Here is a 21425-nt window from a genome sequence, read left to right on the forward strand (position 1 = left end):
AGCCGATCAGGATAATTTCTGGGGAAGCTGGGGGAACCCATGTAGAGACGTAGCATGCTACGTCTCTACATCCGGCAGTCTTGATATCATAGAGTTGGAAATCGGTTTAATCTAGAATATTGACAAAATAAATAATGTGTGTTAATGCATCTAAGCAAGTCCATCAGTTCAAGGCATCCTGCTCAAAAACAAAATGCGGCGGATTATTTATCCATAAAAGCGATAATTTCACAATTCATCATTTAGATTAATGCCAGGGTTATTGAGTTTAGATAGAATTGTTAAAAATTTAGAAACCCACGACAATTCAACGCGGATAAAAAAGTTAATGGTTTATACCTGCCAGAGTCAGTGGGAAAACGAGTTGTCAATTCTGAATCAGTATGAGTTCTCTGATTTAATCCAACAACTTCGCGCCTCCCATTTCAGTCTGGAACAGCTTCGTTCAACGCTTTATAGCTTTGCGGAAACCTTAAACCGCCAAGCTGAATATTTAGTCGTGGCGGATACGATTGTTCATCAATTAGAACCCCTCTATAGCGAACCGGAAGAATCAACTCAAGTCGTCGCCGTCAAATCCCCGCCTAAAGCTTCGACTCAACCCCCATGGATTGTCTTAGAAACCGCCAGTGAACTGGAAGCAGATAGTAATATTCTGCGAATCAAAAAACTGATGCTTTATGTCAGTAAAAATCACTGGGAAACCGACTCGCAGATTCTAGAGCAATTAAATTTGGCGGATTTAATTCAAGATTTAAGAGAATCTTACCCTAGCATCAAGAAACTCAGTGCAGCACTCAAGCAGCAAGTGCAAACCCTTAACCGACAGGCAGACTATATTGTCGTGGCGAAAACGATTCTCAAGGTGCTGCAAAAACTCTATACTGATGATTCAGAAATTACCAGTGTTAAATCAGCAAAAGCCGCGCGATCGCAGCCACCAGCACCACCACCGACAACCTTGCCATCACAGGCAAATACAGGGAATAGGAATACGCGAAAACAGGTAGAAAAAGACAACCCGATAGAATTTAATCGCCAATCACCACTTGTTCAAGGTCAGGAAATTCGACAAAGTGCAACTCAGGCTACAACGTCACAAACCTGCCCGTATGACCCGTTTGATTTACGATTAAATGTGATGAAATATACGACACCGTTGCGGGCAAAGCTATTAATTTTTTCGGTACTTTATCATCCGATTAAGAAAACGCAACATGATTGGTTATTAATGAAAGCCAAGCCCCTAGACGATTTGTTATTTGAATTGTTCTCAACTTGTGCCACGCTTGAGGAACTCGAAACTAAGCTTTACCAGACAGCACAAGCCCTTGAGGACGCCGATGAAAACACTCAAGCCGCTGGCGCGATCGCACAATCAATGAAACGACTTTATGAACGTTAAGGAACTCCTACACCGCTATGAAGCGGGAGAAACCAAGTTTACTGGCATCAGTCTCAGCGGTGTTAATTTGTTTGGCGCGGACTTAATTGGCATTGTTCTCAATGGTGCTGATTTACATGGCGCTACGCTAATTTTTGCCTACCTGAGTCGCGCTAATTTCCGGAAAGCGAATTTAGTGGGAACGCGGTTAAGTGGCGCAAATTTAAATCAGGCGTGGCTGAGTGGGGTTAATTTAAGTAATGCCGATTTACATGGGGCAAGTTTACAAAGCGCTGACTTAAGAAGTGCCAATTTAACATTAGCCAGTTTGCTCGATGCTAACTTAATGGATGCTGATTTGCGGGGGGCTAATTTAAGTGGGGCGGATTTAACTGGGGCGTGTTTGCGGGGGGCGAATTTGCGAGAAGAGAAGCGGATGTATACTGCCAAGCTGCGGGGCGCTATCTTGCAGAACGTCGATTTACAAGGGGCAGATTTGCGGGGGGCTGATTTATTGAAAGTGAACTTAAGGGGTGCCAATTTAAGGGAAACGAATTTGCGGGAAGCGGATTTGCGGGGGGCAAATTTGAGTGGCGCCAATTTGAGTTCGGCATTTTTGACGGAAGTGAATTTGATGGGGGCAAATTTGCGTGGCGCTATTCTGAAGAATGTGAAATTGGAACGGGCAATTTTAAGTGAGGCAGATTTAACTGGCGTGAATTTACAGGGGGCTGTAATGCCAGATGTCAGATTAAGTAAAGCCCAAGTGAGTCGGGGAAATCTGAGTTTTGCGCGATTAAATCGGGCAGATTTGAGTCGGACAAATTTACGGGAAGCGAATTTGAGTGAGTCTGATTTAATTGAGGCATATTTGGCAAGAACAAACCTGATGGGGGCGAATTTGAGTAATGCTAATCTGACACGGGCAGAATTGAGTACCACGAATTTAATGGGGGCAAATTTGCAGGGGGCGACAATGCCTGATGGTAGAATTCATGAGTAATATTAAGTTAGGTAGGTAGGGGAAAAGGATCGAAGGGAAGAAGGGAAAAACACAAATTAGTTGGTTATGTACTAAAAGGTGGTTTATTGGTTTATCATCGGATAATGACTCTTTCTGTACTGGCTACATCTATGAAACGGCTATTAGAACAACTGGATGCGATCGCGGCAATTGTCGATACGGTTAATCCATCCCAGATAGAAGATGACCCTCAAGGTGTAGCCAATCGTTATCGGTTGTATGCTAGTAGCTACGACCCTCTCTTACGGGTAAAGACGCTGCGCGATCGCTTAATTGCTGAAATTTGCCAGGGGAAGCCTGTCAATGGCTATCTGAGTGCTGACTATGGCTATGGTAAGACGGCGACACTGGTTTATTTGTGGCATCAGTGTCAGCAACATCAGATTGTGGCGGTGCCACCATTCAAGTTTAAGGAATTGGACAATTTGATGGTTGCCACGTATGGTTGGATTAAGACTTGTGTGCCACCTGAACGTATTCCAGAAATTGAGGCACTGTACGTTAAATATGGCAAACAGTCTCGGGTATCGCAAGCCGCAGAACTAGCCCGGAAGTACAGGCTATCTGAAGACAAAGCCCTGAAAATTGTTCAAGACTTAAAGACTGATATTACTAACACCGATAGTGTGTTGAGTTTTTGGCAAGAGAGTATTCCGATTCTCCAGCAAGGGGGAATGAAAGGATTAGCTATATTCGCTGATGAAAGCCAAGAATTTTTGCGGACGGAAGAAGGATCGAGCGCCCGAATTCAGATTTTGAGTAATTTAGTTAAAGGGATGCGAGCGTTAGGAAATACGCCTGTGGCGTTAATTTTTAGTATGCCGACAGATCCCACGGAATCGGCGATTGAGGAACAAGCGGGTGATATTATCCACCGGATGAAGCAGCAGCACGTTTTCCTCCGACTCGCAGATGCTTATAGTTCTGAGTTTCCTGAACAACTTTGGCATTCGTTGTGTAATAAGTTTTTGGATGATGGAGTTAAGCCGGAACAAGTCGCACATCCAGCGACAATTGAGAGTTTAGGACAGTTGTGCGATCGCAAAGATTTCAGTAATGGTCCGCGCACGGTTATTGAAGTCTATAAACGCTTGGTTGGTTTTGCCCGAGATCATAATCGTCCTTACACTCCCCTAGATTTAATTAATGATTATTTAGCCGGACGAGTGCAGTTTTATGGGGCGAGTCAACACCGGATTAATCATGCGATTAACACCTTAGAACAGCTAGAACCTGTGCAAAGGCATTCTCAAGGACGAGAGGTGATTCGGCTTCTGGCTATTTTTCCGGGGGGACTTTCTGAATCGGTGGCGCAGGAATTTGGATTGGAAACCAGTCTTAGGGAATTAGCTGATGATGATCAGTTGTATGGTGTACATATTATCCAACTTAGCCACAATCGCTATGCATTGGTGGCATTAAGTCAGCCAAATACTCCCACCGTTGTTGATAAAATATTGAATCGGTTTCGCCAGCGTTGGTTTCGGGATTGGCATGATGGGCAAAAAGAAGAGATGGCTGCCAATATTTTTCGTTCCGATATTCTGCCTTTGCTATTTCCGGTTAAGCGAGTCGGTCAAAAAGGGAATTGGAATTGGCGCTATCCTCAAGCCTGGAATGTGGATCGATTTGGCTCCTATACTTTTCTCAATGGTGCGCCAGAACGATATAATCCGGAATTTCCCAACCGTTCTTTAGTCATTAGTGTCGGGAGTCTCGATTCTGGCTTAATGAGATTTATTCCGCCGGAAAACAGTCATTTAGATTGGCGATTTTACCTAAGTTATGAGCGGAAAGCGCCTGAGAGTCAGCAAAAAATAACTGCGATCGCGGGAACTGGTCAGGTTGATTTTCATATTCAGCTTAGTCGCCGTTTTGAAGGGGGATATCCCACGGTTTTTGGTTTATTGAAAAAAGTTATCCCGGCTGAACAGTGTTCTGCTTGTACGCTGCTTACTCTCTCTGATTATATTCAAGATTGGCTATTGAATAATCCGGAAGTGAGTAAGGCAGATCGGGCGAGATTGGAACACCATCGTCAGGAATGTCATCAGTATGCCCTGCGATTGTTATTTCCAGAGGTTCGACCTGATAGTTGGGCAATTGAGGGGCTAGAGAAGGTGAAAGGTGCGGAAACGAAACTAATTGAGTCAGTGTTTTATCTGAAGTGTAAAGCGCTCTTTCCTAACTATCAGTCTTTCTACAACAACTTGCGTCCTACCTTGCTTAAATATAAAGTGATGCTAGAGAAAGTGCCTCTTGCTGTTCGTCGGGGGCGTCAGTTGTATCAAGTTTCCAAAGCAGATTTTGAACGGTTATTTGAGACAACGGGTTCAGGGCTGCCGAGTGTTTTGGCAATTTTTCAGAAGCATGGTTTGATTGCTGATTATAAGATTGCTAGCAAGAAGGGAGAAATTTCTCAAGTCCAATTTACGTTACATTCTCTGGAAGAATTTATTGTTCAAGCTTTGAAATTAACCGGAAGAACGCAAGTCATTGAGACGCGACAAGGACAAGAAGATAGTAAAGCGTTAGACTATCGAGAATTATGGCAAGAGGTGAAGCGGTTGGGCTATCTGCAAGATGAGTTTGAGGAAGCGATTGAATGGTTGCGACTGCGACGCTATATTGAGTGGGAGCGACAAAAGGGGATTGTTCGTCAAGCTGTAGCGGAACTAGAACCTGATGATTTAAGGGGTCAGTTACATGAACTTCGCCACCGGGTTTCTGAGTGGCGAGGCGCTTTTGATGAGGCGATGCTCCATGACGTTGAACAAGGTTTAGATGAAGCTGAAAAAACTCTGAGTTGGGTAGTTGATGCATTGGCAAGAGACGATGATACGGCACAATTAAATCTTTTTGAACCAACTGTATTTGAGTCAGGGAAGCCACAATCTATATCTGATGACAAAGCGGGGGATTTGGGGGAAGCGACGGTAGTTCTCGATCAACTTCAGAGAACGATACAAGGAATGGGTGAGCAAGTTGAAGAATTTCGCCAGGAGAAACACTCGGCGCTTGAGCAAGAACTGGGTGAGATGAAACGGCGGTTAGAAAATTTTGCCAGAGAGTTGATTAACTCTAAATTGAGTCAGCTTATTATTGGCAACAGTGGTTTAGAACCCTGCCTCAATGACTACCGGACGAATTTGGAACGGCAAGTTAAACAGCTCGATAAAGATTGCCAGAAAACCAGTCATTCGATTGGTTTAGAGGACGCCAATCTTTTGAGTTTATATCGTCAAAGAGAGCAGTGTTTTCAGTCGTTGAGAAGTTACGAAAATAGGAAAAGAACGCTTCAGGATTTGGTGGCGGGTTTGGAACAGTGGCGAATTATTTTGACTCGCGCTGAGGTGTTGCGAGAGAATTTGGTGAATGACTCTCAAAAGCTAAGGCGTTATGATGATGAATTTGTTGACCGAGTGGTTACCTATTTTGCAACTCACAAAATAGAGGGGTTTAGGGAGTATGAGCAGTTACAGCGCCCTTTAGTTGAACTTGAACAAGAGGTTAAGCGAGATCGGCGATCGCGGCGGGAGGCTTTTGAGCAGCGACTCAGCCAGTATCAATCCCTGTTGGCGCGGATTGCAGACAATAAATCTTGTCTCAGTCGTCTCTGTCGGTTTGATGATGAAGACGAGAAGGGTTCTTACCAAACCCTGAGACAGGTATTTTTAGATAAGCTGCAAAATTGGTGCGATCGCAAAATTTGCCAATGGGAAAAGCTGGAACAAGATTTATCGTTTCTGGCTCAAGAACGTAATCAAGATGTGCAAGACTTATTGAGTCAAGTGAGTCGTTTTAAACGTAGCTTAGATGAACAAAGCCAGGAATTATTCGAATTGATAGAAGCTGGAGGAGCCGGAGAGGAACCAATCAGGCAACTGCAAGCTATTGCTGAAGTAGAAAAGAACTTACAGGCTGAATGGGTGACACTTGAGTTCGATAAGGATGAGAATCTTCAGGCGGAGGAGAGACAGCTTTTAGAGGCGATTGACTCTTTGGGTGATGAAGTCTCGATTGCTAAACTTCGGCAACAGATTTCAGAGGATAAGGAGCTGTGGAAACAGTTGAAGTTATTGTATCAGAAGGGACATTTAGAGATTACCTTGCACCGCCGAAACTTTAAGCCCTGAACTAAAGTTCGGGCTAAAAGCTCAAGTCAGCTAAAGCTGACTGGATATGGATTTTAGTCCACCAAGCTTGGACTTGAGCAACTCGCTGTGAAACTAAGCTAGGTTTGGAGTTGCGTAAATACCTGCATCGCTTACTACAAAACCCTAAAATCAGTGCCATTTACGTTAAGATAGAGACAGTACCTTTTTTTAGGTCATCGCGATCGCTATGATAACCACAGAACAAGTTCGCTGGACTGTTGGTGATTTAGAACTCTTTCCAGAAGACGGAAAACGGTATGAAATCATTGATGGAGAACTGATTGTGACGAGAGCGCCTCATTGGAAGCATCAGGAGGTTACTGGAAATGTGTATGCTCAGTTACAGACTTGGTCGCGTCAGACAGGTTTAGGAAGAGCCGCGATCGCGCCGGGTATTATTTTCTCAGCTACCGATAGCGTCATCCCTGATGTAGTTTGGGCAAGTAATCAGCGATTAGAGGAATGCTTGGATGAGTCTGGACACTTAACTGATGCGCCTGAGTTGATTGTTGAGGTGCTATCAAAAGGGAGTAAAGATAGACAACGGGATTTAGAGTTAAAGCTCAAACTTTATTCCACCCAGGGAGTGCAAGACTATTGGATTCTCGATCGCCAGAAGCAGGAGATTAAAGTTTATCGTCGTGAACAGGCGATGCTGAAATTAGTAGTAACATTGTTTGCTCAAGATGTATTGGAAACTCCGCTTCTGCCTGGGTTTAGTTGTATAGTGGGAGAACTATTTAACTAAACAAGTGTAGGTGAGAGTTATGCCCAAAATTATTACAAAAATTTACTCGGTAATATATGTTTTATAAAAGGCTTGAAGGTTAGAGTTTACTAATGCGCCCAGGATGTGAAGAAAACTGTTATGTCTAAAATCATTCCGATTTTTCACTTACCCAAGGAGTATCCAGAGGACATGAGGATACTGGCAAAAGGGCTGGTTGCCAATAATGGTCAAACCTTAAAGACAACTTTGTCTTGGTTGGAAGGAAAGCTGGTTACTCATAAAGCGCATAGAGGTAAGCCAGCAGGAACACCCATGTCTGGTACGACGATTAAAAATTATTTAACGGGTTTTTACGTTTTAGATCTCTTCAAAGCGGCTGGTAAGCTCTATTCAGAAACAACCCCTCGTCCAAGAGCCTCAGTTTCTGTTAATGCTAAGATAGAGGTCAGTAAACCGCTAGAAATTGTTTTGCAAAATTCATCTGTTGAAGTATTTGAGGAAAACTTGACTCGGACTTGTTCTCAGTATTCCCAGGTGGTTATAGACTATAACTCTAATCGCTGGCTACTTCAAGAAAAATACCACATTAACGACAATTGCCCCCCTGCTCAACTTAAGGAATTGCTGACAAAATACTGCGAATATAGTTACGTTGGTCATCCTGGTGTGGGTTATCTCGAAATATTCTATAATGAGAAAATCCAAATTGATAACTATTTAAATCTTTTTGATTTTATTGTTAAAAATTATGGTGATATAGCAGAGAAAAGCCTCGGATTAATTCCGCTTGCTAATATACTCAATCATCTTCGGCAAGTATCAGATTATACGGATGAAGATTTCAAGAAACATTTGATTCAGTTACAACTGACTCATCGAATTGAATTAAGGACGACTAAATCCCAGTTAGCTCGGAATATGGGAATTGATTTGGTTGATATCCGAGGCGTTAAGTATGGATTTATTAAAATTTTAGAACCGGCTATTGCAGTTTGACTATGCCCTACCAAGACGTTAAAGGAAATCCTATAGCACCTGCCCAAAATCCTTATGTTGTTTCTGGTGCGGCTGCATCAGTAGTCAATCAGGAGTACAGTCCAAGACTTGTCCGAACAAAATTTATTAATGACCTCCTTGATGAAGTTAAACAATCTATCAAAATCCGCAGACCCATCAAGCTATTTTTTGTGGGAGAGTATGGATATGGGAAAACAACGTTACTCAATTTGATCGCCCAAGAATTTAATCATAACGACGGCGTGTGTGTGCCAATTAAGTTTCAAGAAATAGTCACGCCAGTTGCAGCATCCAGCCAGCCAGAAAAACACTTTGAAAGTCTTTTGGGCGCTATTTTGCTTAAGTTATACAATGTTTTGCTTCGGGAAGGTCTTTTAACAAAATCAGACAAAAGAATATTTGAAGAAACAGAGTACATAAATCTCTTCGATGTTTTTTTTGAACTTCTTAAATGTACCCAAAAAGTATATATTTTAATTGCTTTTGATGAAGTTGAGGCACTGTTTTCAACTCTCAGTATAGAACCTTCATATTTCCTGAGTTTTTTGCATAGTTTGTCAGAAAAATTTTCCCCTAGACCGGGTTGGTCATTATGTGTCAGTGTAACGCAAGAATACTATACCCAAATTATTTCAGAAGCTCGTCAGTTACAAGAAGCAAGGTTTAATTTTAAAATACTCAAGCCTCTGCTTCCACAAGAAGTAAAAGAGTATATAGAAGAAAAAAATAGTTCCGTAACTTTCATGACTAATAATAAGATATATCCTTTTGAAGAGGACGTTATTGAGTTTGTTGCAGTCGTGTCTGGAGGAATTCCCCGATTTGTAGAAACGATCTGCCAGTTGATTTGGGCTGAAGCTGAATCATCCCATACGTCTGTTAGTTTGGAAACGGCTCGAAGAATTTTTAGTAATAGTTATCGGGTTTATGCCGAGGCGTATTTTTCAGAATTACGGAGTAGTTATGCTCTGTCTGAGGAAGCAGAGGCTTTCCTGAATATTCTATTTTTTAGTGGTGGGAGAAGACAGTCTATTCAAAACCTTTTGCGTTGGAAAGATGTTTGTCAGATTGCCTATTTTGATGGACTATCCGATCAGCAAGCTAAATATAGGTTAGATAAAGCCAGTAGAGAACTCAGAAGTAAATCTGACTTTGAGCAATATATTGATATTTTTGGTCAAAATCCTTATCGGTATACTCTTACAAATTTGGTATTTAAGGATATATTCAAAAATCGGGAAAGACTTTAATCTCAGATCTCTATGTCAGCAGAAAACTTTGAACAAAATTATTTATCGATGAACCCTAAGAATGTTGGCGCTGAAATTAATCAACTCCAAAGAACCTTAGAGATAATTGTGCAACCGTACCAAAGACCAATTGCTTCTATTTTACCTGAAGAAAGACGATTGGAAATTTCTTTGTTATTTGACGATACGGATATCGAAGATTGCTATGATAGGTTTTCAAGTTGGGAAGGTTCTTTATCAAAGCAAAAAGTTCGAGACTGGCTTAATCAATTTGAAACTAATCTTGACAAAAACATAGCCTATTTACTAATCAGTAAGTTTCAATTTTTCTCAAAAAATGATATTGAAGCTGCTACACAAAATTTGCAATCCAAGCTAATTAATTTTTTGCTTGACAAAGAACATCTACGAGAAGCATTTTATTCAGATCCGAAAGCACCTATTAAAAATGAGGCTGAGTTGCAAAAGTGGCTGCGAAATAAAGTTATCCGATATGCAAGATTGCCTTCTCCTCCAAATACATCTGTTGAAAGCCAAGATAGACTTTGGGGAACCTATGAAAGGTCTGCTCTAACTGGAACTAGCGCCCCTGACGGGAAAAAACTTAGACCATTGAAAGAATACTTTGAATCTACTTCTGGCAACCCAGAAACTTCAGTATTTGTCTTTATGGACTACACTAATGGTTCTGGAAATCAACTCGGTAAATGTATTAAACAAATTAATACGTTAATTCAAGATTATCCGATATGGCAAGATTCAATTTTTATTTTCATGTACATTGTTCAGTCAGAATCATTTTCCCTTGGGACTATAGAATCTGCTTCTGCCAATAGTCAAACGCTTTTTTCTGATAAAATGCTTTATTACAAAGATCTAGAAATTATGGAGCTTATGGCAGCGAATCAAATTACTGAAGCTGAATATGATGCCTTTATTGAAAAATACTGCTTGCGTTCATCTGGAAAACCTGCCGTAGGATATCGTCAATCAGGTTCCTTGACTTGTCACCACTATAGCTGTCCTAATAATACATTACCCTTTTTTCATAAACCTGCTAAAAATTGGACACCATTATTTAGGAATAGTCAAACTCCAAGTGCAACTTCTTATAAACGCAAATGAATTAACCGTTAGAATCAAACATAATCCGCAGGACGTCGCAAAATCTTAAACGGATTAGCCGACTTCACCTCAAAACTAGGATATCGCTCTTGAGCCACCTCTACAGCACGTTGCCACTCAGGATGCTGATCAGTCCAGAGGGGATGACGGATAATCAAAACCCGCGATCGCACTCTCCCTTTTCCCTGAGGAACATATCCCTGTAAACTGCCAAATAACTCGGAAGAACGATACCCCAAACTCCTGATAATTCTGGGAATTGAAGCATTTTCCCCATCCAGAAGATTGAGCCAAGGATTTCTTAGCTCATGCCAAGCCGAACTCAGATCAACCCGATTAGTGGATGATAACGCAATTCTCGCCATATCCAAAGCCAATCGCCAATCGAGTAAACCATGATAGGGAAGATTGCTAAAATCCCGTAGACAGAGATTACAGGAGGTATCGCACTTGCTACCGTGAGGTTGTGACCCCTGGGGATCAAGCTTAGAATCAATCCATTCCCAGGCAATCCCATCCTGATTTGTTGGTTGTGCCAAATTCATTAAAGCCGCAAACTCTTGGGGTTGCGCCAATAATCGACAATAACCTGCACCATTTTCCAGTTGATCGCACAAGAACGCTTGACCAATTGGCTTATCATCCTTACCCGGAAGGGAACGAAATCCCGCCTGTAGTTCCAAGGCATCCACATCTAAACGATAACCCGCCGCAATCCGTAACCAAAAAGCAAAGGAGTACCAAGCCGCTCGTCCTTCTACAGTGGTTGGGTCAGCAAAGACTCCTGGAGACCATTGTTCAATATTAACCAGTAAAACATCTGTCTTGCGCCGTGAAATTAAAGCAACTCGGTGACAATTTCCTGATGCTGCAACCGCGCCGTCTTCCTCCTCTGTGGCTCCAAGTTTGACTGCATAAGCTCCGCGCTTGGGGACTTTACCGTAAATCTTCACACGGGTGTAAAAGTCAAACCCACCGTTACCCCCATTATCATTCACCGAGAGAATGCGATCGCTCAAATTCATCACGGTACAGTTACCAACCGTCGCCGCATCCGCATTTTCAGTCTGAATACTCAGAGACGGACGAGTTGAGCGCGGTTGCCATTCAAACTGTCCCTCAAAATCCTCTGGCTCTAAATTGGTGAAAAATCCCTTCGGTTCCCGTACATCCAAGGGTTTGAGTGAGGGTTGATCATAATGACAAACCGGACAAGTTTGCTTCTGTGGCTCTTGACTACCCGGTAAAGGGTCTGATAAAGAGGGTAAAGGGACAACGGCTTGACAATGTTCACAGAGTCCAATTGGGTGAGGATTGCCCTCAGACAGGGGCGGATACAATCCAGGTTCAGAACGGACGATTCCTCCCGCTGGTTTGAGCGAGACAACGCCCACAGCCGTATGCACCGCCTTATCCTTGACGGTTTGCGAACCCGGGGCAAATTGACTCAGCGCCACATCTAAATTGCGGTCAATCACGCCATCGGTGGGGGGCCATTGGGATGAACGATGGGGAAAGCGAGTATATAAGGCTCTGACGCGAGTGGGAAAGCCAAACATCGGCAACAGCCCTGCATTCGCCAAACGCTCACTTAAGGCATCCTGGGTATAGGAGTGATCCTCGACAATTTCACGGATTTCCGGAATCAAGCGATCGCGTAAATACTCCAGCATTTCTCTCTCAAACCCTTCACCCCCAGAACCCGCCCAAGGGGTTTCTTGACTCAGTGCTTGCATAATGGAGCGAATCGTGGCTTCTTGGTTCGGATCGTGCAACCATTCAGCGATATCTGATTCGTAATCCTGCCACTGCTCAATCGTGCCAAACTCCCCATGAACATTATCACCCTTACTTTCCTGGGCTAAACTCGTTGTATCGGCAAACCCTTGGCGCAACACTTCCTTAATCAGCACTCGCTTAAAAATAGCCTCTCGTCGCATATCCACATAAGGGGGAGGTGGCGAATCTCCGGTCATGCTTTCTGGTCGCTGATAATAGAAATCATCATGACTCCTGCCTCGACAAAACGTCACCGCCAGGGAAACCCCACTAGCACGTCTTCCCGCACGTCCCACCCGTTGCTGATAGTTAAACCGTCGCGGTGGCATATTTGCCATCATCACCGCATTGAGAGCGCCAATATCAACACCGGCTTCCATGGTGGTGGTGACACTCAACAGGTCAACCCCGTAGACTTTTTTCTTGGCTAATTCCTGGGAAACAAACACCTCTTGAAACCAACGCTGTCGCTTCGGGCGCTCTTCGCTATTGGTTTGACCGGTTAACTCTTCACAGTTCATCCGGAAACAGGTAGCATCGGCTCTATCCGTTAGTTCTGTGTAATAATCAAAATCTGTAGTCATTGGGTCAGGCACCACAGAAATAGTGGGTTCGCCCTGCTTATACTTACTGTTACACTCTGGGCAATTACCAACATTGTGTAGGAAAAAGGCATTGCACTGGGGACAACGGTAGCCCGTGAGCGGATTCTCTGGAGTTGGCACAATCGTTAAGTTATCGGGATTTAGCACCAGTCCACTGGCTGAAGGGATAGCTGCACCTGATTGTTTGAGTTGCTGCTTAATCTCCATATCATCCAGTCCACAACTTTTGATGTAATTGAGAATAGAACGGCGCAGCTTTTCCTCACTTCCAGGAATAAAGGTAGGGTAGGGCATATAACGATGCTGACGCTTAACCCCCAACTGACGAATGACAGCTTCAGTGACATCAATGGTCTTTGGTGATGGATTATTATAGGGTCGATAGCTAACCCAGCCTTGACCCAACCCTTCTAGGGTTCTGGCGATGTGGGGGAAAAGGGCATAAATGACTTCCTCAACTAAAAGGGCTTCCATGCGAGAGATATGTACCCGTTGTCTTTCACTAGGATTGACCAACTGACAGGGTTCAATATCATCCCAGTCATAGCAGTTAAACCATTGCTCCCAATGACCTTCAGCAGACTTATAGTTCTTAGCTTTGAAGGTAGAACCACCAGGACAGATTCCTTGTCTAAGTAAGGCATCAAAAATAGTGCCTCGCAAGTTAGCAATGGGTATACGCCCTGGATAAAGTTGAAGTAACTCTATCCATTCTGTACGCGCTTTTTGATTGGATGGTTGTCTTCCCCTTGACCAACGCAGAGATTCTTTGATGATCTCGTCTGGCATGGCGGCATCAAAACGGTCATGGGCGAGTATGTCGTCATCCGTTTCTTGCGTTGGTTCTGTTACTTTTGAGTGTAAAGCAGGATTTAAAGAAAGCAGTATATTCAAAGCTGCTGAGTTCGGATCAATTTCTCGCAAATAGGGAGCTAAGTCATTCCAGTATTGCCGAAAGGCTTGAATCATAGTGAGGCGTGCCATATCCCGGTAATGATCTCGCTCTATGCCTGCTGCCAGCTTGGCGGCGTCTTGGCGACTATCGGAGAAAATCACCAGTTTTCGGGATGAGACACCTGCACCACTTGAACTCATTTCTCGCAACGTCGCACTTGCCAACACCTGACAGGCTTTTTGGAATCCAGTTCGATGACTCCGCAAGGGAGTTTTGAACGTTCTCCGACGGCTGTAGTCTGCATCGCATCGAGGACATTTAGTTGGCATGGAAGACTGTTGCTCGGCTCCCTTCCCCATTACCTGATAAAGCCAACCCGGTATTTCATCGGGCTGACAAGGTGTCTTATCCATCTTCAGCAAACCGGTTATGCGATTGAGTTTGGCTTTAACCCATCTCCGTTTAATCTTGTCTACTGTCCACTCTAAGTCTTGAGGTTCTAGTGTTTGATGATAGGGCAGAGACCAAAACACAGCATATTGTCCATATCGCTGTCCCAGATTCACTCGATCTGGCATATTTTCCAAGTCAGGCTGATCGGCACTCAAGACAAAACCCTTGCCCACCGGATGCTTGTAACCGCCCAGAAAAACATCGCCACAGACTTCACAGACAATGAAATCGAGAACCCGAGCACCGCAGTCACAGGAAATTCGATGAGTATCGTGGATGGCGCCAACCGTCGGTTTTTGAGTCGAAGCTGCATCCAGACGAGCCTGACGCGCCTGATCCGTCAACGTTGTACAGTCTGGATTGCAGCAAGCCCAGAGATTTTGTAAGTTATGGAAGAATAGATGTCCCCGTACAGGCTGAGGCGATCGCCCATTGCTTCCTTGAGACATTCCCAATGCTAGCAATAAACCTCGCATCGCCTTAGACGCGATTGCGCTCCGCGCAGTGGCAAAGCCAATCGCATCCTCTAATTTACTGCCTCCCGGAAATAACTGCTCATCTAAGTCCTGAATCTGAGTTGGTCGAACCGTTCCATTAACAGCTTGACAAGCATCCCGCAGTGCATCGGGGGCTTGAATCCGGGCTAAGGCGTCTCCTAATCGTTGCTTGGCACTCATCCCTCCTTGTCGAGGTTGTCCTAACTGAGTGGCTAACTGGCTGATTTGACTGTCGCTGTTTTCCCGATCAGGAGAACCTGCTAACCAATCCGGTTGCACACTTTGGGCAAATTCTGCAAAGGCATGGCGATACGGTAAAAGAAATGTCCGCGAACCGGCTACTGGCTCGATTTGTTCACCACTAATGAATTCAAATTGATCTCTGCCAAAAAACTCTCGCAGAAATCGTCTCCCTTCCGGGTTATCCTCCAAACTGGCTGTTGTTGTCAGAATTCGCAGCTTGGGCGAGTCGGGTGTGAGACCGAGGCGATAGAGTAATAAGCGGAGAATATAAGCCACCTCTGTTCCTGGCGTCCCTCGGTAAGCATGAAGTTCGTCAATAATTAGGAAAAACTCTCGCTCTGGATGTCCGGGTGCGGCTAACCAGGCTTTAGTTTGCTCAAAAATACTGTCCTCAATACTCCGCATCATCATAATGTTGAGCATGGAGTAATTAGTAATTAAAATATCTGGGGGTGTTTCCTGCATATCCCAACGTGACCACATCTCACCCCCATCAAGCCTAGGGAAATAGTATTGCAGTTCGCGATCGCGTTCCGGATCGGTTTGTAGTGCATTCAGTACATCTTGGCGCTGTTCCTGCATCTGGAGCAAGTTTTGGCGTAACCGTTCCCGGTTTTGGTCTGTTTCGATTCCGGAAACTGGTGTTAATCCGGTATAGCGTCCAAATGTAATCCGATTCCCTTTTCTGTGTCGATCGAGCCATTGATGAACGGTATCATCATCCAGTGCCATTCTCAACCTTCGCAGTTGATCTTCGACTAGAGCATTCAGAGGATAGAGGATAATCCCTCGCATAGCATGGGGGCGCTTGGTATGCGTCCATTGGGAAATACGTCCTTTAGATTTTGCATTCCACCAATATCGGTCAGAATCCGTTGTTTCTACAACATCCCAGGTGGCAGATTCTCGCGCGAGTTGGGCAAAAAGTGGCAGCAAAAAACACTCGGTTTTTCCAGAACCTGTACCCGTCGTGACGACAATATCCCGATGGTTGCGGATGGCGGCGTCAATACTCTGCCACTGATGGCGATAAAGCTCAAGATTAGCTGGGAAGAGTTTTTTCCCTAATTCAGCTAAATCCCTATACTCCGGACATTCTGAGGACAAACCCTGTGCCACCTTCAGCAGATTTAACCCAGAAGATGGATAAACGGGAACAGTCTCTACCAATGGAGGTTGACTCAACACTCCCCGACGATTAAGAATTGTATCCCGCTCTTGACTAAGAACCCGCGATCGCAGGGGAAAGGCACTTTTAATATACAGCCGATAAAGGCGGTCAAGCCGTTGATATGCTCCGATTAAATCATGCATTCGTTATTCCCTCTTCCCAAGTTACCTGAAGTTTTTGAGTTAGCTGCTGCACCAGTTCTCGCCCCACATTTTCATAAATTAGCCACAAGCTTTGCTCTGTTTTTTGATAATTTGGAAGCTGTCCAGATGCCAACACTAACGCTCGTTCATACAGTTGGGGCCATCGTTGGCTGTAGGGAACAGCTAAACGTGCTTTTACCTGATCATAACGGGCAATGCAGGGTTGATCACGATGCTGCAATGCCAGAAATCGCAAACCATACCAATCCCCCTGTCGCCAACTGTTCGTTGCGGCGTCATAAAACAGAGTTAAACGAGAGCGATCGCCGCCATCTAAATCCCACATCTCGTACAGTCCCGTCTGTTGGGAAAACACGCATTCAGTAAAGTCATCACCATCGAAGCGTTTCCAGCGATAGAGACTGGGTACAATTCCTGGTAGGTTCCGCAGTTTTAACGTCCATTCTTTGAGTTCAGGTAAGATTTTGGCTAGTTGTTTGGCGACATTTCCTCGATTTTGGATTGATAAACCCAAAGACGTTTTCACCTGCTCAATCATGGGATTGATCGAGGTTGAATCGGGTAACTGAATTTGAAGACCATCCGGTGCATGACCTCTTGAGTGGTGAATCACATTAACCGGGGCGTACTGTTTTAACACAGATAACAGGTGTCCAGTTTGTTGACCACAGAGAATAAATTTTGCTGTTTCCGACTGAGACTCAATTTGAACGAGACTGGTTGGTGCTGCTGACCAGTGTCTTCCATCCGCAGAAGACTCAATATGTCCTAACAATTTGAGTCGCCGCAAAATGCGCCCAGGGGCTTCAATTTCCATCGCCTGACAAGCTTTTTTAAATAATTTCCACGTACCCTTCCCCGTAGCCGATAGCCAGTAGAGCAGTTGTTGATATCGTTGAGAAATTGCTTCCGTATCTGGTACTTCCTGAGTTGTCGATGTTGGTATTATCTGGAAAGGATCGTCATTTGAGTCAGATTCAACTATTTGATAGGGAATGGGATTCGTGTAATCATGAACATCATGAGCCGCACCAACCATCGGCTTAATTTCGTCATAGCGGAAACTGGATCGACCTTTAATCGGAGATTTAAAGAACGGTAGTGGCATTAAATAAGACTGCACCGGTTCAGGTAAATCTCCAGGTTGAGGCGTTTCTACCGCGATAAAAAAATAGAAGCTCCGACGTTTAGCTCCTTTTTCAATTCGCACCAGTGGCACAAACTGACTCAGGTTATGCTCTAAAACCTTTTCCGAAATTTTATCCACCAGTTGTTTAACATTGCCCCTGTACGAGAAACCAGCATACCATCGTTGAACATTTGCCATAGCCTTTTTATCGTTTAGATTAATCAAGGAATGGGCAGAATCATACTGCCACAAATGGAATATTTATCTCCAATATTCATAAATTCCCGACGTTCTGGTTCAGAAATTTCCAGACTGTTCCAGTCCAAAATTCTCACCAATCGCTCTGCTGACTCCTTCCCATAAGTCGCTCTAACTAAATACAATCCCGTTCCTGGTAACTCCAAAGATAGGGGGTGGTTCGTTTTCTGCGATCGCGTCAAGACGACTTGCTCATCCAGCAAGCTTTTCACCTCAAGTTCAACCCTTGGAGCAAAGCCAAAAACGGTAACATGAGGAGGATGTCCCGCCAACCATCCGCGTTGATTGGGAACCCGCAAACCACCAGAGAAGCTAATAGATAACCGGACATTCGGCTGCAACGCATCTTTGAGGGTTTGGTTATCAATAAACACCCCATCATAGGCTTGAGATGTAACCAAACATTGAATCAGTTCTACCCAATTTGAATTCTCCGCAATCGGTTCAGGTTCACCACTCCATGCCAACAAACGCTCATCCCGCAAACGGTAAATATCGTTCAACAGTTCCTGCTTACAAAGTAAGATAAAAGGTGTACCCAATTCTGGCGTTCCCCAAGACGCATAAACGCCGGAGTCGGGATTTTCGGCATCAGGAATCAGTAGCCAAAAATCACGAGCGGGAAGGATAAGTTGATCGAGTTCAGGCGGAGAAACCACTGAACACCTGAGTCCCTGTTCTAAGTCATCTACCCTGAGCGGATTACCGATAGGTAAGTACCATCCGGGACGCTCTTCACTTAAGGCTTGAGTCCTGTTTTCATACTCAACCTGTACCAATTCTAATTGTCGCCCTCGTTGTTGCTTGGGATAAAGATAATAGTCAACTTGACCCAAGAAAGGGTCTTCGGTGCGATACAATCCAGCAAAAAGATTGGGACTCCAGGTACGACCAACCTTATTCGGTGTTGCGGGACACCCTTGAACTTGCCACTGCTGATACACCTCATGAATGACTTCGGCAACGATTTCCGTCCGTTGTTTATTTTCCATTACCAATTCCCGTAAATGATGGGAAAGGGATTCACGACGAATCTGAGTCAACAGTGTCTGAGCATCCCACGGAACCGTCCATTGTTTGGTGGCAAATAAAACTTGCAGCTTATCTTTGTCAGCCTGTCGCAGTAAACATTGAGAGATAGGATAGTTAATATATTTTTGTGGTCCCCTTCCTGGGTAAGCAGAAGGCTGAAATCCCTGCTCCCATAGCCAATAATTCCAAGCTTTCCACAGGGGTTCTTCTGCCTCTTTACCCGATTTCATGCCCTGTGGACGCAGAGAACCTGGGAGAGGCAAAATTTCTCGCAGTCGTTTGAAGTAATTCAATTGAGAAATTTCTTCTTCATTCGCCATTCGGTAGGCGGTTAAAACGCAGGCTCCGAGAAAAGCCACACAATTAGGACTATCGTTTTCATCTCGTCCTTGGATAGGATTCAGATTAACCTGTTTGTCAACAATAACGGCTTTTCTGATCGCCTCCTGAAAGTCATCACTCCAATTATCCGAGCCAGAAAGGGTTAAAAAAAAGCCTTGACCCATTCGAGCAAGTACATCGTCATCAACGCTCAGATAAATCTTGCTTCCCCGTGGCACCCCTTTGAGGAAGTAAGATATTAACGCTTGGTTCCATTCAGTGTAATTTGCCATAACTGATTGTCCCTATTGACTTGCCCAAGGCGGGTTACTCTTAATCACGGTAGAGTCCTACCCCAAGCAATAATCAAATGGTTCACCGTCTGGTGATCAAACTGGTACACGAATCATGGGTATAAGCCTCTCGTGTGAGTTGTCTGTCCCCTCGACCACCGTCAACAGAATGTCCTCTCTTAAAGCGCTTAAACAAGTAAGCTTACATGGAACCCAAACTGGGGAAGTATTTGGGGGTGTGTATCAGTTGACGGCTCGGTGGTCTATTCAACGCTTACGTCGCCAGTCCTGTACCTGGCAATCCCTGATTTCAACGAAGTAAATCAGGGTCGTTGAACTCTGTTAACTCATGGGGACGGCAAAAATCAGAGTCTAGTTGTTTCTATTATGAATTCTAGCTCAAGATTTGAACAACGATAACACCGAATTTTTTGGCGAAGACAGCGCAACGACGAACCCAGCGTGTTAAATTGACATAGCAGCAACGGCTAAATTTGCCCAATTCTGTTGTTTACGTGAGGTAGGCGTGCCGACTAAATCCCTAGAGTCAATGGTTGGATTGGCGAAAGTAGAAGACTTGCCCCGGATTAAAGCCCTGGCAGATGCCCATCGGCAAGAACTAGGCTTTGTCAATCGGGCAACTCTAGCGGCTGCGATCAACTCCGATGAAATTCTCTGTTGTCTTCAGGGGTTTTTGCACTTTCATCATCGGCGCGATAATATTTCTACGCTTTATCATCTTTGTGTTTCCCCGGAATATCGCCGACAAGGGGTGGGGCGTTCTCTGGTTACTCTGTGGGAGGAACATAGCCGCACCTGTAGTATGGAAACATTGCGCCTTAAATGTCCCCTCGATTCAGAGGCGAATGGTTTTTACTGGCGATTAGGCTTCACTCGAGTGGCGATCGAACCCGGTAAGCATCGCCCTCTAGTTGTTTGGGAAAAGAAACTGCCAGAGGCGACACCAAGCCATCCTAAATTTGTCGCATCTCTGAGTGCTGGAGGTTCCGATATAAAGCGTCTTTTTGAACTTTGGGATATCGGTGGTGATCCGCGTAATCCATTTCAAGACGTTCTCACTTCACCCCTAGCTTGTCCAGCTTCGACAATGACGTATTTGCGCCACGAAAAAGACAAGGGGCGAATTCAAGAAATCTGGCTTGATTGTGGCGCTTATCAGGTGCAGCAAGGGAAAATAACTTATGAGAAATTATTAGATCAATTAGACAAATTGTATCGCGATAATCAGTGGGCAGATGGATATGTATTGCCAGACATTGTACCGATCTCAACGGATTCCGATCAGATTGTGGAATACAAAGTCCGAGAAACACTCTACCATTGCACTCGATTTTTCCAGGCAATGCCCGCATACATCCAAGAACGCGCGATCGCACCTGTACATGGACGTACACCAGAGCAAATCAACCGTTGTCTGGAAACATATAACCAGACAGGCATTACGACAGTCGGCTTTGGCTCTTGGGGAACCTCTGGTCCGAACAGCAGTGTGAATATGCTCTCCCAAGAAAGTTTAGCCATCTTCTCAACGGTTCTCGATATCGCTAGTGAACATAGAATGAACGTTCACTGTTTTGGCATCGGTGGTCCAAGTAGTTTTAATCGTCTCCGCTCCCATAAACTAATCCCCCATACATTAGATAGTACAACCTGGTGGAAAGCCGGAGGGTTTGGTGCCGTATTTTTCCCCAATACCGCTCAAATCCAACTGACTAAAAGACGTGGCTTTGAGACGACAAAAATTGGCTTAGAACAGATCAAAAACTTGACCAATCATTCGTGTTATTTTTGTCAAAGGATTGAAGAATTAAGAACAAGCCGTAACTGCCGAATCATGCACAATCTTACGGCGTGGTTAGACACATTGGCAGGCTAAA

General features: G+C 44.3%; 12 protein-coding genes. 9 read left to right on the plus strand and 3 right to left on the minus strand.

Annotated features, from left to right (window positions below; all coding sequences use genetic code 11):
* The first annotated feature begins 250 nt into the window (after positions 1-250).
* The 7 genes from RIC07_RS02470 to RIC07_RS02500 all read left to right on the plus strand — a co-directional run bounded on the left by RIC07_RS02470 (position 251) and on the right by RIC07_RS02500 (position 10687).
* Positions 251-1405 carry a hypothetical protein gene (locus tag RIC07_RS02470; RefSeq protein WP_446393129.1) on the plus strand — a complete coding sequence of 385 codons (1155 nt, stop codon included), beginning with the start codon at positions 251-253 and terminating at the stop codon, positions 1403-1405.
* Positions 1395-2387: a pentapeptide repeat-containing protein gene (locus tag RIC07_RS02475; RefSeq protein WP_446393130.1), complete on the plus strand. Its 993-nt coding sequence runs from the start codon at positions 1395-1397 to the stop codon at positions 2385-2387. Before RIC07_RS02470 ends, RIC07_RS02475 begins: the two co-directional genes overlap by 11 nt.
* Before the next feature lie 131 nt (positions 2388-2518).
* Complete coding sequence (locus RIC07_RS02480; protein ID WP_446393131.1) at positions 2519-6544, plus strand: hypothetical protein; 4026 nt, start codon at positions 2519-2521, stop codon at positions 6542-6544.
* Between the two features lie 208 nt (positions 6545-6752).
* Positions 6753-7313, plus strand: coding sequence for a Uma2 family endonuclease (locus RIC07_RS02485; protein WP_446393132.1), 561 nt, complete (start codon positions 6753-6755; stop codon positions 7311-7313).
* A 120-nt stretch (positions 7314-7433) separates the two neighbouring features.
* The gene (locus RIC07_RS02490) at positions 7434-8291 is read left to right on the plus strand and encodes a hypothetical protein (RefSeq protein WP_446393133.1); all 858 of its coding nucleotides are present in this window, start codon (positions 7434-7436) and stop codon (positions 8289-8291) included.
* Between the two features lie 2 nt (positions 8292-8293).
* Positions 8294-9562, plus strand: coding sequence for an ATP-binding protein (locus tag RIC07_RS02495; RefSeq protein WP_446393134.1), 1269 nt, complete (start codon positions 8294-8296; stop codon positions 9560-9562).
* A gap of 12 nt (positions 9563-9574) precedes the next feature.
* Entirely contained in the window at positions 9575-10687 is a 1113-nt protein-coding gene (locus RIC07_RS02500) for a phosphoribosyltransferase-like protein (protein WP_446393135.1), read from the plus strand.
* Between the two features lie 14 nt (positions 10688-10701).
* Here the strand turns inward: RIC07_RS02500 and RIC07_RS02505 are convergent, their stop codons facing one another.
* Genes RIC07_RS02505 through RIC07_RS02515 form a run of 3 tightly spaced genes read right to left on the minus strand, consistent with a single transcriptional unit; the run spans position 10702 to position 19527 of the window.
* Positions 10702-16473: a DEAD/DEAH box helicase gene (locus RIC07_RS02505; protein ID WP_446393136.1), complete on the minus strand. Its 5772-nt coding sequence runs from the start codon at positions 16471-16473 to the stop codon at positions 10702-10704.
* Positions 16466-17821, minus strand: a complete 1356-nt coding sequence (locus RIC07_RS02510) for a hypothetical protein (protein WP_446393137.1) — start codon at positions 17819-17821, stop codon at positions 16466-16468. Before RIC07_RS02510 ends, RIC07_RS02505 begins: the two co-directional genes overlap by 8 nt.
* Positions 17822-17844: 23 nt before the next feature.
* A complete protein-coding gene (locus RIC07_RS02515; protein WP_446393138.1) occupies positions 17845-19527 on the minus strand; it encodes a hypothetical protein in 1683 nt (560 codons plus the stop codon).
* Positions 19528-19696: 169 nt separating this feature from the next.
* Here RIC07_RS02515 and RIC07_RS02520 point away from each other — a divergent pair, with 169 nt between their 5' ends.
* Both RIC07_RS02520 and RIC07_RS02525 read left to right on the plus strand, forming a co-directional pair.
* On the plus strand, positions 19697-19849 hold the full coding sequence (locus RIC07_RS02520) for a hypothetical protein (RefSeq protein WP_446393139.1): 153 nt from the start codon (positions 19697-19699) through the stop codon (positions 19847-19849).
* Positions 19850-20053: 204 nt separating this feature from the next.
* A complete protein-coding gene (locus RIC07_RS02525) occupies positions 20054-21424 on the plus strand; it encodes a GNAT family N-acetyltransferase (protein WP_446393140.1) in 1371 nt (456 codons plus the stop codon).
* Position 21425: the final 1 nt, after the last annotated feature.

The sequence above is a fragment of the Coleofasciculus sp. E1-EBD-02 genome (assembly GCF_040218245.1).
Taxonomy (GTDB): domain Bacteria; phylum Cyanobacteriota; class Cyanobacteriia; order Cyanobacteriales; family Coleofasciculaceae; genus Coleofasciculus.

Coding starts and splice junctions, on each gene's coding strand:
- RIC07_RS02470 (WP_446393129.1), top strand. CDS start 251: ATGCCAGGGTTATTGAGTTTAGATAGAATTGTTAAAAATTTAGAAACC.
- RIC07_RS02475 (WP_446393130.1), top strand. CDS start 1,395: ATGAACGTTAAGGAACTCCTACACCGCTATGAAGCGGGAGAAACCAAG.
- RIC07_RS02480 (WP_446393131.1), top strand. CDS start 2,519: ATGAAACGGCTATTAGAACAACTGGATGCGATCGCGGCAATTGTCGAT.
- RIC07_RS02485 (WP_446393132.1), top strand. CDS start 6,753: ATGATAACCACAGAACAAGTTCGCTGGACTGTTGGTGATTTAGAACTC.
- RIC07_RS02490 (WP_446393133.1), top strand. CDS start 7,434: ATGTCTAAAATCATTCCGATTTTTCACTTACCCAAGGAGTATCCAGAG.
- RIC07_RS02495 (WP_446393134.1), top strand. CDS start 8,294: ATGCCCTACCAAGACGTTAAAGGAAATCCTATAGCACCTGCCCAAAAT.
- RIC07_RS02500 (WP_446393135.1), top strand. CDS start 9,575: ATGTCAGCAGAAAACTTTGAACAAAATTATTTATCGATGAACCCTAAG.
- RIC07_RS02505 (WP_446393136.1), bottom strand. CDS start 16,473: ATGCATGATTTAATCGGAGCATATCAACGGCTTGACCGCCTTTATCGG.
- RIC07_RS02510 (WP_446393137.1), bottom strand. CDS start 17,821: ATGGCAAATGTTCAACGATGGTATGCTGGTTTCTCGTACAGGGGCAAT.
- RIC07_RS02515 (WP_446393138.1), bottom strand. CDS start 19,527: ATGGCAAATTACACTGAATGGAACCAAGCGTTAATATCTTACTTCCTC.
- RIC07_RS02520 (WP_446393139.1), top strand. CDS start 19,697: ATGTCCTCTCTTAAAGCGCTTAAACAAGTAAGCTTACATGGAACCCAA.